This window comes from Cronobacter sakazakii, from assembly GCF_000982825.1.
In the GTDB taxonomy this organism is placed as follows: Bacteria; Pseudomonadota; Gammaproteobacteria; order Enterobacterales; family Enterobacteriaceae; genus Cronobacter; species Cronobacter sakazakii.
In genome coordinates, this window is the sequence record NZ_CP011047.1 from 510,256 (window position 1) to 523,585 (window position 13,330).

Below are 13,330 nucleotides of genomic sequence, written 5' to 3' on the forward strand. Positions count from 1 at the left end.
GAGAGAACGTTGCCGAGCCCTGGAAATCCATTTCATCTACTACGCTTTCTACAACAGTCTTTTCAAAGTAATAAGCTGTATCAAATTTTAATGTAAATTCTTTGCCGCTCTTAGGAACAACTTCATCCTTATTGGCAAAAGAATAGATAACATTAATATGGTTCAATGCGCGGGTGATGCTGCCAACTTACTGATTTAGTGTATGATGGTGTTTTTGAGGTGCTCCAGTGGCTTCTGTTTCTATCAGCTGTCCCTCCTGTTCAGCTACTGACGGGGTGGTGCGTAACGGCAAAAGCACCGCCGGACATCAGCGCTATCTCTGCTCTCACTGCCGTAAAACATGGCAACTGCAGTTCACTTACACCGCTTCTCAACCCGGTACGCACCAGAAAATCATTGATATGGCCATGAATGGCGTTGGATGCCGGGCAACCGCCCGCATTATGGGCGTTGGCCTCAACACGATTTTCCGCCATTTAAAAAACTCAGGCCGCAGTCGGTAACCTCGCGCATACAGCCGGGCAGTGACGTCATCGTCTGCGCGGAAATGGACGAACAGTGGGGATACGTCGGGGCTAAATCGCGCCAGCGCTGGCTGTTTTACGCGTATGACAGGCTCCGGAAGACGGTTGTTGCGCACGTATTCGGTGAACGCACTATGGCGACGCTGGGGCGTCTTATGAGCCTGCTGTCACCCTTTGACGTGGTGATATGGATGACGGATGGCTGGCCGCTGTATGAATCCCGCCTGAAGGGAAAGCTGCACGTAATCAGCAAGCGATATACGCAGCGAATTGAGCGGCATAACCTGAATCTGAGGCAGCACCTGGCACGGCTGGGACGGAAGTCGCTGTCGTTCTCAAAATCGGTGGAGCTGCATGACAAAGTCATCGGGCATTATCTGAACATAAAACACTATCAATAAGTTGGAGTCATTACCAAATTCTGGAATCCGGATTATTATCCGTTGTCATAAAGGCAACAGGCATCGCCGCGCCACAGGTGATCGACAGCGTTGCATCATAGTGCTGCGTCCAGTAAGCATTTTCGCTTTCGCTATACGTCAAATTTTTTACCGGAATGGTGCCTACGTTAATCTCATTTTTATCGAGCGAAATATCGCACGCGGCGTTGACCAGCGTACCTTTTACTTTTAGCTCGACAGAATCTGCCGCATGCGCAGCACCTGCCAGCGCTGTCATTACGACGCCTGCCAGAACTATTTTGTTAAACATGGTTTTTTCCATAAACACTAACAACAGATTGATACAATTGCGCCACTCATAAATGGCGCAGTCATTATTTAGATATACACCAGTGAAATAGTGGCAGAGCCATCCAGGTTGGTGTTATCTGTAATCGCAAGGACATCCGTGCCCTGAATAGCAGCAGTCACGATTAACGGGAAAGTAAAGTTTTTACCCGCTTTAGGAATAACAGTCCCCGCGTCAGCAATCGTCAAATAACGGTCATCGGGGGAAAAGTTCCGCACAGACCCATCTCCCGTTTTGGGTAATGACTCCAACTTATTGATAGTGTTTTATGTTCAGATAATGCCCGATGACTTTGTCATGCAGCTCCACCGATTTTGAGAACGACAGCGACTTCCGTCCCAGCCGTGCCAGGTGCTGCCTCAGATTCAGGTTATGCCGCTCAATTCGCTGCGTATATCGCTTGCTGATTACGTGCAGCTTTCCCTTCAGGCGGGATTCATACAGCGGCCAGCCATCCGTCATCCATATCACCACGTCAAAGGGTGACAGCAGGCTCATAAGACGCCCCAGCGTCGCCATAGTGCGTTCACCGAATACGTGCGCAACAACCGTCTTCCGGAGCCTGTCATACGCGTAAAACAGCCAGCGCTGGCGCGATTTAGCCCCGACGTATCCCCACTGTTCGTCCATTTCCGCGCAGACGATGACGTCACTGCCCGGCTGTATGCGCGAGGTTACCGACTGCGGCCTGAGTTTTTTAAATGGCGGAAAATCGTGTTGAGGCCAACGCCCATAATGCGGGCGGTTGCCCGGCATCCAACGCCATTCATGGCCATATCAATGATTTTCTGGTGCGTACCGGGTTGAGAAGCGGTGTAAGTGAACTGCAGTTGCCATGTTTTACGGCAGTGAGAGCAGAGATAGCGCTGATGTCCGGCGGTGCTTTTGCCGTTACGCACCACCCCGTCAGTAGCTGAACAGGAGGGACAGCTGATAGAAACAGAAGCCACTGGAGCACCTCAAAAACACCATCATACACTAAATCAGTAAGTTGGCAGCATCACCCCGTTTTGCTCCAGTCATTTGCGGCATTACCCAGGTTTTTATAAATGACATCGCCAGACGTGCCATCGATAGTCGCTTCAGGAACATTGATACCGACGCAATAAGCACCAATATTTACATTTTCTGCTGTTTTGCCTAAACCGAACTTATTCGACCCCGCGGTACAATTACTGCCATTATAAAACGCGCTATTGACTGTCAAATCAACCATAGATTCGCTCCGATTATCTTTTACATCAAAAGCAACCGGCATTTCTGAATCGCAGGTGATAGTTAATACTATCTTTTTTTGCCCCAAAGAATTCGTTTCAGTTTTAGAAAGATTACCCAGCGGAATATGCCCAAAATCAACCACGCCACCATTTTCCAGCGATGGCGTGCAGCTGCCATTCACCAGCGTACCTTTCACATTAAGATCAACCGAATCCGCTGCCTGAGCAGTGCCTGCCAGCGCCATGATTACAGCGCCCGCCAGGATCATTTTGTTAAACATTCTTTACTCCATAAACGCCGTAAATGGCATTATCAAAATGGATATCAATACAATGCCGATTATTTAGCTTAGATATACACCAGTGAAATAGTGGCAGAGCCATCCAGGTTGGTATCATCTGAAATAGCGAGGGTATCTGTACCCTGAATGGCAGCAGCGACCTTAATTGGCCAGGTAGTAACTTTCGCGGGTAACACGGTGCCATCAGAAGAAGATTCCGCTTCAACACTGTAAACACGGCTGCTATTACTTTTTACTTCGCCAGCGCCTGAAACTACCCATTTAGTCTTATCCGTCGGATCACCGTCGGTGTACATCATCTTGGCATTAACACCGTCTGCCAGGACATTGGCTTTATCCACATAGACAGAATAAGCACCGATTTTTACACCGCCTGCGGTTTTACCTAAACCGAATTCATACTCAGCGCCAGTGACATCTGAACCGTCCCATTTACCATTTTTAATGGTTAATACTTGTACGCTGTCATTTCTGTTATCAACCATGGTCCATCCGAGAGCCATGGCTGAGTCACACGTGATGGTCAGAACTAACGAGCTACGGCCTCCCAGCTGGTTTGTATCGGTTTTACTTAAATTGCCCAGTGGTGTATGCCCAAAGTCAACTACGCCATTGCCAGATAATGTTGGCGTGCAGCTGCCATTGACCAGCGTACCTTTTACATTAAGATCCACAGAATCGGTTGCGTGCGCTGCGCTAACCATTGCCATCAGGCCAGCCCCAATTAATAATGTCTTATTAAACACTGTTAATTTCCTTGCCTATTACGTATTAATACAGCCGGTGATGCTGCCAACTTACTGATTTAGTGTATGATGGTGTTTTTGAGGTGCTCCAGTGGCTTCTGTTTCTATCAGCTGTCCCTCCTGTTCAGCTACTGACGGGGTGGTGCGTAACGGCAAAAGCACCGCCGGACATCAGCGCTATCTCTGCTCTCACTGCCGTAAAACATGGCAACTGCAGTTCACTTACACCGCTTCTCAACCCGGTACGCACCAGAAAATCATTGATATGGCCATGAATGGCGTTGGATGCCGGGCAACCGCCCGCATTATGGGCGTTGGCCTCAACACGATTTTCCGCCATTTAAAAAACTCAGGCCGCAGTCGGTAACCTCGCGCATACAGCCGGGCAGTGACGTCATCGTCTGCGCGGAAATGGACGAACAGTGGGGATACGTCGGGGCTAAATCGCGCCAGCGCTGGCTGTTTTACGCGTATGACAGGCTCCGGAAGACGGTTGTTGCGCACGTATTCGGTGAACGCACTATGGCGACGCTGGGGCGTCTTATGAGCCTGCTGTCACCCTTTGACGTGGTGATATGGATGACGGATGGCTGGCCGCTGTATGAATCCCGCCTGAAGGGAAAGCTGCACGTAATCAGCAAGCGATATACGCAGCGAATTGAGCGGCATAACCTGAATCTGAGGCAGCACCTGGCACGGCTGGGACGGAAGTCGCTGTCGTTCTCAAAATCGGTGGAGCTGCATGACAAAGTCATCGGGCATTATCTGAACATAAAACACTATCAATAAGTTGGAGTCATTACCAATACAGCCTTAGAAAACGCCAGGGTATTCTGGCGTTTTTAAAGTATTTACCCTTAGGACAATACATTGCGGTTTAACATCTGTATTTATCCGCCAGCTTTTGGATTAGATATAGCTAAGCGAAATCGTCGCCAGACCATCCAGGTCAGTATCGTCGGTAATCTTCAGAATATCGGTACCCTGTACCGCAGCGGTCACTTTCAGCGGGAATACGCCCACTTTGAACGCTTTCGGCGCGACTTCGCCAGTCACTGCGGTGGTAAAAGTACGCGCACCCGGTTTCGTTACGCCCGTAGTGCTTTTCTTCCAGGCCGTCGCATTGCCGTTACCGACATTATCGGCTTCCAGCAGATCGCCCGCGGTGCCGTCATAAGTGACGCCCGTCGTTTTAGCGGCAATAGCATACGCGCCCATGTTGACGGTGCCCGCTTTACCCAGACCATACTCTGTAGTGGCATCCGCCACGCTGCTGTCGTCCGCGCCAGCGCTGGTGAGGCTCAGCGACTGCAGGGAATCGGTACGGCCATCGACGGTAGTCCAGCCCATCACCATAGCGCTATCGCAGGTGATAGTCAGCGTGACGTCTTTCGAGCCCAGCTGGTTTGCATTGGTCGCATCAAGACTGGCTACAGGAATATGACCGAAGTTCACTTCGCTTTTATCCAGGGTTGGTGTACATGCAGCATTAACCAGTACGCCTTTAACTGTTAAATCCGTTGAATCCGCCGCCATTGCATGACATGTGATACCAGCCAGCACGACCGCCAGAAGAGTCTTTTTCATTATTCCATCCATTATTTAGTTCCCGGTACAGAGACGTGCCGGACAAGAAAGCTACCAGGGTTAAATTATCGTAAACAGGTAGTTTACGATGTGCATCAAAAAAACAGATGAAAGTCTGTAAATTCATCGCTTTCAATTGATCACTTTAAACGATCAATGAATGATATTTTACCGACACACACCTATTGAAGTCATAAAAAAGTCTGTCTTATTTAAGACATCTCTTAATAAAAAGACTTTAAACCCCAAGATGGTCATAGTTTTCTAAAAAAAGATTTCTTTTTATGAATTCATAGAAATAATAATTGTCGACTTTATATTTATAAAGTAATTACATCTAAATTATTCCTTTAGAAATACTGAAGAAGTTATTTTAATTTATCGTTATTAATTTGTGGTTAATCTTGTTAAATAATAAAGCTATCCAAAACGTGATCGCCTCACACAGAAATCAAAATTTTTGAACAAATCTGCCAGTTTTCCTTGCTTACATTCCCACTACACCCACCCTATGATGCTTTCCATCAACGGCGGAACGCGGATAACCCCGCGGAATGCAACCTTTTAAAGACAATTACCCTTGCATGATGAAGCGGGATTTCTGGAGAGTAAAATGAAAAAATTCGAAGATGCTGGCGTACTGGTGGCACGTATTCTGATGCCGATTCTGTTTATCGTCTCCGGCTTTGGCAAAATTACCGGCTATGCGGGCACGCAGCAGTATATGGAAGCGATGGGCGTGCCGGGCTTTATTCTGCCGCTGGTTATCCTGCTTGAGTTCGGCGGCGGTCTGGCGATTCTCTTCGGTTTTCTGACCCGTACCACGGCGCTGATTACCGCTGTGTTTACGCTGCTCACCGCATTCCTGTTCCACAGTAACTTCGCGGAAGGCGTTAACTCGATTATGTTTATGAAGAACTTTTCTATCGCGGGTGGCTATCTGCTGCTGGCGCTGATGGGTCCTGGCGCGTACAGCCTGGATCGTCTGCTGAAGAAAAACTGGTAACTGATTTCACGGCAGGCGGCCCTCACCGCCTGCCTTTTTGCCATACTGAGGAAAGCATTCTGACAGGAGAGCACCATGGGACAACTGATCGACGGCGTCTGGCACGACACCTGGTATGACACCAAATCCACCGGCGGCCGCTTTAAGCGCTCCTCGGCGGCGTACCGCAACTGGGTCACTCCGGACGGCGAACCCGGCCCGACAGGCGAAGGCGGCTTTGCAGCGCAGAAAGATCGCTACCATCTTTATGTCTCACTCGCCTGCCCGTGGGCGCACCGCACGTTAATTCTGCGTGCGCTGAAAGGGCTGGAGTCGTTTATCTCCGTCTCGGTCGTGCACCCGCTGATGCTGGAAAACGGCTGGACCTTCGGCGACGATTTCCCGGCGGCGACCGGCGACACGCTGTATCAGCACGATTTTCTCTATCAGCTTTATCTTCAGGCCGATCCGCACTACTCCGGGCGCGTCACCGTGCCGGTACTGTGGGATAAAGAGCGCCAGACCATCGTCAGCAACGAATCCGCCGATATCATTCGTATGTTCAATAGCGCCTTTGACGCACTCGGCGCACGTGCGGGCGATTACTATCCGCAGGCGCTGCGCGCAGAAATCGACGAGCTGAACGGCTGGATTTACGACACAGTAAACAACGGCGTCTATAAAGCGGGCTTCGCCACCAGCCAGCAGGCGTATGACGAAGCGGTGGAACAGGTGTTCGCCTCGCTGTCCCGGCTTGAGCAGATCCTCGGTCAGCAGCGTTATCTCGCAGGCGACCAGCTCACCGAAGCCGATATTCGCCTGTGGACGACGCTCGTGCGCTTTGACCCGGTCTACGTGACGCATTTCAAATGCGACAAGCATCGCATCAGCGATTATCTGAACCTGCATGGCTTCCTGCGCGAGATTTACCAGATGCCGGGCATCGCGGAAACCGTGGATTTCGGGCATATCCGCCACCACTATTTTTGCAGCCACAAAACCATTAACCCGACCGGTATTATCTCCATCGGCCCCTGGCAGGATCTTAATGAGCCGCACGGGCGCGATGAGCGCTTCCGCTAATCCGCTTCGCCCTAAGCCTCTTCTGAAAAATGCGCCGTTCCGACGGCGCTCACATTTTGCATTTTCCCTCAGGCCGTTTCCCTTTCCGACAGCTAGCATTTAGTTAAGCGATCGCTTTAAAAACAAGTGATTGATGGCAAGGGAGGCGAGAACAGATGTACTGGTACATAAAAGCGTTTAGAAATTACTTCGGGTTTACCGGCCGGGCGCGTCGTAAAGAGTACTGGATGTTCACCCTGGTAAATCTCATTCTGGCGGGCGTCATGGTGGCGCTCGATACCATACTTGGGCTGCGCGTTATCGGCGAACAAGGGCTGCTCACGCTGATTTATGGGCTGGCCGTGTTACTGCCCGCGCTGGCGGTACAGTTCCGCCGCCTGCATGATACAGACCGCACCGCGCGGTGGCTGTTTGTCCTGTTGATCCCGGTTATCGGCTGGCTGATGATCATTGCCTTCAACACCCAGGAAGGCACCCACGGCGAAAACCGCTTCGGCCCTGACCCGAAACATCATCACTGATCCTCTGGCCGCGTTCCGGCGCGGCACGTTTCTGCTCTTCTTCCCCATCGCCGCACCCTAAGCGCATAAAGAGTGTTGATTAGCTAAACCGGTTTAACTATTGTTTAGCGCAGGATGAATCGAAGGAGATACGCATGTCAGCAAAAGTATGGGCGCTTGGAGATGCCGTGGTGGATCTGCTGCCCGACGGTCACGGCCGGTTACTGCAATGCCCTGGCGGTGCCCCTGCCAACGTCGCGGTCGGCGTGGCGCGGCTTGGCGGCGCGAGCGGGTTTATCGGCCGCGTCGGGCACGACCCGTTCGGGGCATTTATGACGCAGACGTTGAAAGAGGAACATGTCGATACCGGCGCCATGCATCAGGACCGAGCGCACCGCACCTCGACGGTAGTGGTGGCGCTGGATGACCGTGGCGAACGCTCGTTTACCTTTATGGTGCGCCCGTCCGCCGATCTGTTTCTTACCGCCGACGACTTACCACCGTTCGGCGCAGGCGAGTGGCTGCACGTCTGCTCGATTGCACTCTGCGCCCAGCCGTCGCGCGATACCGCCTTTGAGGCGATGGCGCGCATTAAGCGTGCGGGCGGGTTTGTCAGTTTCGACCCGAATATCCGTGAAGATCTGTGGCCGGATACCGCGCAGCTGCGTGAATGCATTGAGCGCGCGCTGGCACTGGCGGATGTGGTGAAACTCTCACTGGAAGAGCTGGCGTTTATTGCCGGAGCAGATGACGAAGAAAGCGCCCTGGCGCTGGCACGCCGCCACGCGATCCCGCTGCTGCTGATCACCCGCGGCGCAGAAGGCGTCGATGCCTGCTTCAACGGTGAACTGCACCACTACCCGGCGGTGCCGGTCGAGTGCGTCGATACCACCGGCGCGGGCGACGCTTTCGTTGCCGGGATGCTCTGGAGCCTTGCCGCGCAAGGCCTGCCACAGACCGTCGCTCAGCTTGCGCCCGTGATTGCCGCAGCCCAGGCCTGCGGCGCGCTCGCGACCACTGCCAAAGGCGCGATGACCGCCCTGCCCCGCCTTAACGATCTACAACCATACCTCGCCTGATCCTATGAGCCGCTGCCGCGGCTCGTTTTGCGAACCTCATCACAATCACTAAACCGGTTTAGCTAATTTCATTGCCAGTAAAAATAAGCCGTGATTATGATTGCCGCCTAAACCGGTTTAGCAAGTCTGCATAATGATGATAACGCCTTCTCAGGGATGCCATACCATGATTAAAAAAAGTACGCTTGCCCTTACCCTTGGCTTAATGGCCGGTACTCCCGCCGCCTTTGCCGACAGCAATATGTCCAGCATTGAGGCGCGTCTCGCCGCGCTGGAACAACGTCTTCAGGCGGCTGAACAGCGCGCCAGCGCGGCGGAAACCCGCGCTGAAGCCGCAGAGCGTCAGGCGCAGGCGCTTGCCGCGCAGCAAAAAGCGCAGCCGCCGGTTCAGCCTGTCGCCGCGCAACCTGCACCGCAGCCCGCCACGCAAACGGCGGATAACAGCGGGTTTGAATTCCACGGCTACGCCCGCTCGGGCCTGCTGATGAACGATTCCGCCGCGAAAACGCAGGGCGGCCCGTCCTTCACGCCAGCGGGTGAAACCGGCGGTCACGTCGGGCGTCTTGGTAATGAGCCGGACACTTACCTTGAGATGAACCTGGAGCACAAACAGACGCTGGCAAACGGCGCCACCACGCGCTTTAAAGTGATGGTCGCTGACGGTCAGCGCAGCTATAACGACTGGACGGCCTCCACCAGCGATCTCAACGTGCGCCAGGCGTTCACCGAACTCGGTCACCTGCCGACCTTCACCGGCGCGTTTAAAGATGCCACCGTCTGGGCCGGTAAACGCTTCGATCGTGATAACTTCGATATCCACTGGATCGACTCCGACGTGGTGTTCCTCGCCGGTACGGGTGCGGGTATCTACGACATGCGCTGGAGCGATAACACCCGCAGTAATTTCTCGCTGTATGGCCGCACCTTCGGCGATATCGAAAACAGCGAAAACACCGCGCAGAACTATATCCTGACGCTCAATAACTACGTCGGGCCGGTACAGCTGATGGTGAGCGGAATGCGCGCCAAAGATAACGAAGACCGCGTGGATATCGAGGGTAACCGCGTGAAAAAAGACGCGGCGGAAGATGGCGTGCATGCGCTGCTCGGCCTGCATAACGACAGCTTCTACGGCCTGCGCGAAGGCTCCTCGAAAACCGCACTGCTGTATGGCCACGGCCTTGGCGCGGAAGTGAAATCCATCGGCTCCGATGGCGCGCTGCTGCCGCAGGCCGATACCTGGCGTCTCGCGACCTACGGCATGACGCCACTCGGCGGCGGCTGGCATATCGCACCGGCAGTGCTGGCGCAGAGCAGTAAAGATCGCTACGTCAAAGGCGACAGCTACCAGTGGGCGACCGCCAACCTGCGCCTCATTCAGGAGATTAACCAGAACTTTGAGCTGCAGTATGAGGGCAGCTACCAGTACATGGATCTGCGCCCGAAAGGTTACAACGACCGCAACGCGGTCAGCGGCAACTTCTATAAGCTGACCTTTGCGCCAACGCTGAAAGCGGGCGACGTGGGCGAATTCCTCAAGCGCCCTGAACTGCGCCTGTTCGCCACCTGGATGGACTGGGATCATCGCCTGGATAACTACGCCAGCAAGGATGCCTTTGGCAGCACCGGCTTTACCGCCGGCGGTGAATGGAACTTCGGCGTACAGATGGAAACCTGGTTCTGATAAAAACGGCCCCTGCTGCGCGGGGGCCTGCGTATTGCCGACAACATAAAAAACCACAAGACTGAGGTTGTTATGGATTTTGAACAGATTGCCCGCTCGCTTCTGCCGCTGCTCGGCGGCAAAGAGAATATCGCCAGCGCCGCCCACTGCGCCACGCGCCTGCGGCTGGTGCTGGTAGATGACGCCAAAGCCGATACCGCCGCCATCGGCAATGTCGAGGGCGTGAAAGGCTGTTTTCGCAACGCAGGCCAGCTGCAAATTATCTTCGGCACGGGTGTGGTCAATAAAGTCTATGCCGCGTTTATCGCCGCCGCCGGTATCAGCGAATCGAGCAAATCGGAAGCCGCAAGCGTGGCGGCCCGCAAGCTGAACCCGTTCCAGCGCATCGCCCGCCTGCTCTCCAACATTTTTGTGCCGATCATTCCGGCGATTGTGGCGTCCGGCCTGCTGATGGGCCTGCTCGGCATGGTGAAAACCTACGGCTGGGTCAGCCCGGATAACGCGCTCTATATCATGCTGGATATGTGCAGCTCGGCGGCGTTTATCATTCTCCCTATCCTGATTGGTTTTACCGCCGCGCGGGAATTCGGCGGCAACCCGTATCTGGGCGCGACGCTTGGCGGCATTCTGACCCACCCGGCGCTCACCAACGCCTGGGGCGTGGCGGCGGGCTTTCACACCATGAACTTCTTCGGGATTGAAGTCGCGATGATTGGCTACCAGGGCACCGTTTTCCCGGTTCTGCTGGCGGTGTGGTTTATGAGTATTCTGGAAAAACAGCTGCGCCGGATTATCCCGGACGCGCTGGATCTCATCCTGACCCCCTTCTTTACCGTGATTATTTCCGGTTTCGTGGCGCTGCTGGTGATTGGCCCGGCGGGCCGCGCGCTGGGCGACGGCATCTCGCTGGTGTTAAGCACGCTGATTACTCACGCGGGCTGGCTCGCGGGGCTGCTGTTTGGCGGGCTTTACTCGGTGATTGTAATTACCGGCGTGCATCACAGCTTCCATGCGATTGAGGCCGGGCTGCTTGGCAACCCGTCTATTGGCGTTAATTTCCTGCTGCCCATCTGGGCGATGGCGAACGTGGCGCAGGGCGGCGCGTGTCTGGCGGTGTGGTTTAAAACCAAAGATGCCAAAGTCAAAGCCATTACGCTGCCGTCGGGTTTTTCGGCGCTGCTCGGCATTACCGAGGCGGCCATTTTCGGGGTCAACCTGCGCTTCGTGAAGCCGTTTATCTCCGGGCTTATCGGCGGCGCGGCGGGCGGCGCATGGGTTGTCTCCACCCATGTCGGTATGACGGCGGTCGGCCTGACCGGGATTCCCGGTATGGCGATTGTTCAGGCCAGCTCGCTGCTTAACTATGTCATCGGCATGGCGATCGCCTTCTGTATCGCCTTTGCGGTCTCTTACCTGTGGAAATACAAAACGGACGCTGAATAATGACCACCCGCACGCTGCTGCCTGCCATTTTACAGGCTGTGATGAAAGGCCAGCCGGTCGCGCTTGGCGATCGCCACTATCCGCGCTGGCATCTGGCGCCGGTGACGGGCCTGATGAACGACCCGAACGGTTTTATCCATTTTCAGGGGCGCTACCACCTGTTTTATCAGTGGAACCCGCTGGGCTGTGCGCATCAGCATAAATGCTGGGGGCACTGGAGCTCGGCGGATCTGACGCACTGGCAACACGAGCCGCTGGCGCTGATGCCGGATGAAGAGTATGACCGCGGCGGCTGTTATTCCGGCAGCGCGGTGGATGACAACGGGCGACTGACGCTCTGTTACACCGGCAACGTGAAGTTTGACGACGGCACCCGCACCGCCTGGCAGTGTCTGGCGGTGCAGAACGCGGATGGCGGTTTCGACAAGCTCGGCCCGGTGATGCCGCTGCCCGGCGGCTATACCGGCCATGTGCGCGACCCGAAAGTCTGGCGTCACGGCGAGCACTGGTACATGGTGCTGGGCGCGCAGGATCTGGAATTGCAGGGCAAAGTGCTGCTGCTGCGCTCCGACAATCTGTGGAACTGGGAAAACCTGGGCGAGATCGCCGGCAGCACGCTCGGCGGGCTTGGCGAGTCGGGTTACATGTGGGAGTGCCCGGACCTTTTCATGCTGGACGGCAAAGCGATTCTGATCGCCTGCCCGCAGGGCGTAACGCGCGAAGAAAAGCGCTATCTCAACACCTATCCGAGCGTGTACCTGTGCGGCGATCTCGATTACGACACGCCGGAATTTCGTCACGGCCCGCTGATGGAGCTGGACGCCGGTTTTGAGTTTTATGCGCCGCAAACCACGCTGACCGACGATGGCCGCCGGTTACTTATCGGCTGGATGGGCGTGCCGGACGGCGAAGAGATGTTGCAGCCAACGGTGGCGCAGGGCTGGATCCACCAGATGACCTGCCCGCGCGAACTGACGCTTCGCGATGGCTTGCTCTGCCAGCAGCCGGTACGCGAACTTGCCGCGCTGCGCGGCGAGGAACAGCGCCTGGAGGGCGTGGCCGCCACGCTCTCGCCGCTCGCGGCGGAAAGCCTGGAGCTGATGCTGGAGGCGCAGGGCGACGTCACGCTCGATTTCGCCGCCACCCTGCGCCTGGAATGGACGCGCGAGGGTCTGCGCCTTGCGCGCCGGAGCCTCGCCAGCGGCGAATGGCAGTATCGTTACTGGCAGGGCGACGCCCGCCGCCTGCACATTTTGTGCGACCGTTCCAGCGTTGAGATATTCATTAACGACGGCGAAGGCGTGATGAGCAGCCGCTATTTCCCGGCGGCCAACGCGACGCTTGGTTTTGAAGGCGACGCGCATCTCCGGCTGCGCTACTGGTCGTTACGCGCCTGCATGGTAGAATGAGGGTTTGACCACTCACCGAAC

Annotated in this window: 15 protein-coding genes; 9 read left to right on the forward strand and 6 right to left on the reverse strand. The window is 54.9% G+C overall.

Features of this window, described 5'->3' with window-relative positions; genetic code table 11:
• Positions 1 to 227: 227 nt before the first annotated feature.
• Positions 228 to 925 (forward strand): IS1-like element IS1B family transposase gene (locus CSK29544_RS02355; protein ID WP_095033700.1). Its coding sequence is split into 2 segments (ribosomal slippage): positions 228 to 477 and positions 477 to 925, totalling 699 coding nucleotides; the frame shifts between segments, so codons are not numbered across the junction.
• 10 nt (positions 926 to 935) lie between these two features.
• Here CSK29544_RS02355 and CSK29544_RS02360 read toward each other — a convergent pair.
• From CSK29544_RS02360 to CSK29544_RS02375, 5 genes are all read right to left on the reverse strand, one after another.
• Positions 936 to 1,235, reverse strand: coding sequence for a DUF1120 domain-containing protein (locus CSK29544_RS02360; protein ID WP_029039776.1), 300 nt, complete (start codon positions 1,233 to 1,235; stop codon positions 936 to 938).
• Between the two features lie 68 nt (positions 1,236 to 1,303).
• Positions 1,304 to 1,462, reverse strand: a complete 159-nt coding sequence (locus CSK29544_RS22340) for a DUF1120 domain-containing protein (RefSeq protein ID WP_256999317.1) — start codon at positions 1,460 to 1,462, stop codon at positions 1,304 to 1,306.
• A gap of 64 nt (positions 1,463 to 1,526) precedes the next feature.
• Positions 1,527 to 2,224, reverse strand: a protein-coding gene (locus CSK29544_RS02365; RefSeq protein ID WP_095033700.1) for an IS1-like element IS1B family transposase whose coding sequence is annotated in 2 segments (ribosomal slippage) — positions 1,527 to 1,975 and positions 1,975 to 2,224 — 699 coding nt in all. Because the reading frame shifts where the segments join, the coding sequence is not laid out codon by codon here.
• Between the two features lie 50 nt (positions 2,225 to 2,274).
• Positions 2,275 to 2,772 carry a DUF1120 domain-containing protein gene (locus tag CSK29544_RS02370; RefSeq protein WP_007887607.1) on the reverse strand — a complete coding sequence of 166 codons (498 nt, stop codon included), beginning with the start codon at positions 2,770 to 2,772 and terminating at the stop codon, positions 2,275 to 2,277.
• A gap of 68 nt (positions 2,773 to 2,840) precedes the next feature.
• The gene (locus tag CSK29544_RS02375) at positions 2,841 to 3,539 is read right to left on the reverse strand and encodes a DUF1120 domain-containing protein (RefSeq protein WP_029039770.1); all 699 of its coding nucleotides are present in this window, start codon (positions 3,537 to 3,539) and stop codon (positions 2,841 to 2,843) included.
• 91 nt (positions 3,540 to 3,630) lie between these two features.
• Here CSK29544_RS02375 and CSK29544_RS02380 point away from each other — a divergent pair.
• Positions 3,631 to 4,328, forward strand: a protein-coding gene (locus tag CSK29544_RS02380; protein ID WP_095033700.1) for an IS1-like element IS1B family transposase whose coding sequence is annotated in 2 segments (ribosomal slippage) — positions 3,631 to 3,880 and positions 3,880 to 4,328 — 699 coding nt in all. Because the reading frame shifts where the segments join, the coding sequence is not laid out codon by codon here.
• Between the two features lie 120 nt (positions 4,329 to 4,448).
• Here CSK29544_RS02380 and CSK29544_RS02385 read toward each other — a convergent pair.
• Complete coding sequence (locus CSK29544_RS02385) at positions 4,449 to 5,126, reverse strand: DUF1120 domain-containing protein (protein ID WP_004385831.1); 678 nt, start codon at positions 5,124 to 5,126, stop codon at positions 4,449 to 4,451.
• 613 nt (positions 5,127 to 5,739) lie between these two features.
• Between CSK29544_RS02385 and CSK29544_RS02390 the strand changes: the two genes are divergently transcribed.
• From CSK29544_RS02390 to CSK29544_RS02420, 7 genes are all read left to right on the forward strand, one after another.
• Positions 5,740 to 6,132 (forward strand): DoxX family protein, encoded by a 393-nt coding sequence (locus CSK29544_RS02390; protein WP_004385832.1) that lies wholly within the window; start codon positions 5,740 to 5,742, stop codon positions 6,130 to 6,132.
• A 75-nt stretch (positions 6,133 to 6,207) separates the two neighbouring features.
• Positions 6,208 to 7,194, forward strand: coding sequence for a glutathione S-transferase family protein (locus CSK29544_RS02395; protein WP_007872928.1), 987 nt, complete (start codon positions 6,208 to 6,210; stop codon positions 7,192 to 7,194).
• Positions 7,195 to 7,349: 155 nt separating this feature from the next.
• Positions 7,350 to 7,715 (forward strand): DUF805 domain-containing protein, encoded by a 366-nt coding sequence (locus CSK29544_RS02400; protein ID WP_007896600.1) that lies wholly within the window; start codon positions 7,350 to 7,352, stop codon positions 7,713 to 7,715.
• 134 nt (positions 7,716 to 7,849) lie between these two features.
• The gene (gene cscK, locus CSK29544_RS02405; protein WP_007896601.1) at positions 7,850 to 8,773 is read left to right on the forward strand and encodes a fructokinase; all 924 of its coding nucleotides are present in this window, start codon (positions 7,850 to 7,852) and stop codon (positions 8,771 to 8,773) included.
• Between the two features lie 166 nt (positions 8,774 to 8,939).
• Complete coding sequence (locus CSK29544_RS02410; RefSeq protein ID WP_007896602.1) at positions 8,940 to 10,457, forward strand: carbohydrate porin; 1,518 nt, start codon at positions 8,940 to 8,942, stop codon at positions 10,455 to 10,457.
• A gap of 72 nt (positions 10,458 to 10,529) precedes the next feature.
• Positions 10,530 to 11,900 (forward strand): sucrose-specific PTS transporter subunit IIBC, encoded by a 1,371-nt coding sequence (locus CSK29544_RS02415; RefSeq protein WP_007896603.1) that lies wholly within the window; start codon positions 10,530 to 10,532, stop codon positions 11,898 to 11,900.
• Positions 11,900 to 13,309, forward strand: coding sequence for a sucrose-6-phosphate hydrolase (locus tag CSK29544_RS02420; RefSeq protein ID WP_007896604.1), 1,410 nt, complete (start codon positions 11,900 to 11,902; stop codon positions 13,307 to 13,309). The genes CSK29544_RS02415 and CSK29544_RS02420 overlap by 1 nt, the downstream gene beginning before the upstream one ends.
• Positions 13,310 to 13,330: the final 21 nt, after the last annotated feature.

What these genes read in the sequence shown, in the direction of transcription:
- CSK29544_RS02410 (WP_007896602.1), top strand. Translation starts at nt 8,940, where the DNA reads ATGATTAAAAAAAGTACGCTTGCCCTTACCCTTGGCTTAATGGCCGGT.
- CSK29544_RS02395 (WP_007872928.1), top strand. Translation starts at nt 6,208, where the DNA reads ATGGGACAACTGATCGACGGCGTCTGGCACGACACCTGGTATGACACC.
- CSK29544_RS02360 (WP_029039776.1), bottom strand. Translation starts at nt 1,235, where the DNA reads ATGTTTAACAAAATAGTTCTGGCAGGCGTCGTAATGACAGCGCTGGCA.
- CSK29544_RS02420 (WP_007896604.1), top strand. Translation starts at nt 11,900, where the DNA reads ATGACCACCCGCACGCTGCTGCCTGCCATTTTACAGGCTGTGATGAAA.
- CSK29544_RS02390 (WP_004385832.1), top strand. Translation starts at nt 5,740, where the DNA reads ATGAAAAAATTCGAAGATGCTGGCGTACTGGTGGCACGTATTCTGATG.
- cscK (WP_007896601.1), top strand. Translation starts at nt 7,850, where the DNA reads ATGTCAGCAAAAGTATGGGCGCTTGGAGATGCCGTGGTGGATCTGCTG.
- CSK29544_RS02400 (WP_007896600.1), top strand. Translation starts at nt 7,350, where the DNA reads ATGTACTGGTACATAAAAGCGTTTAGAAATTACTTCGGGTTTACCGGC.
- CSK29544_RS02385 (WP_004385831.1), bottom strand. Translation starts at nt 5,126, where the DNA reads ATGAAAAAGACTCTTCTGGCGGTCGTGCTGGCTGGTATCACATGTCAT.
- CSK29544_RS02415 (WP_007896603.1), top strand. Translation starts at nt 10,530, where the DNA reads ATGGATTTTGAACAGATTGCCCGCTCGCTTCTGCCGCTGCTCGGCGGC.
- CSK29544_RS02370 (WP_007887607.1), bottom strand. Translation starts at nt 2,772, where the DNA reads ATGTTTAACAAAATGATCCTGGCGGGCGCTGTAATCATGGCGCTGGCA.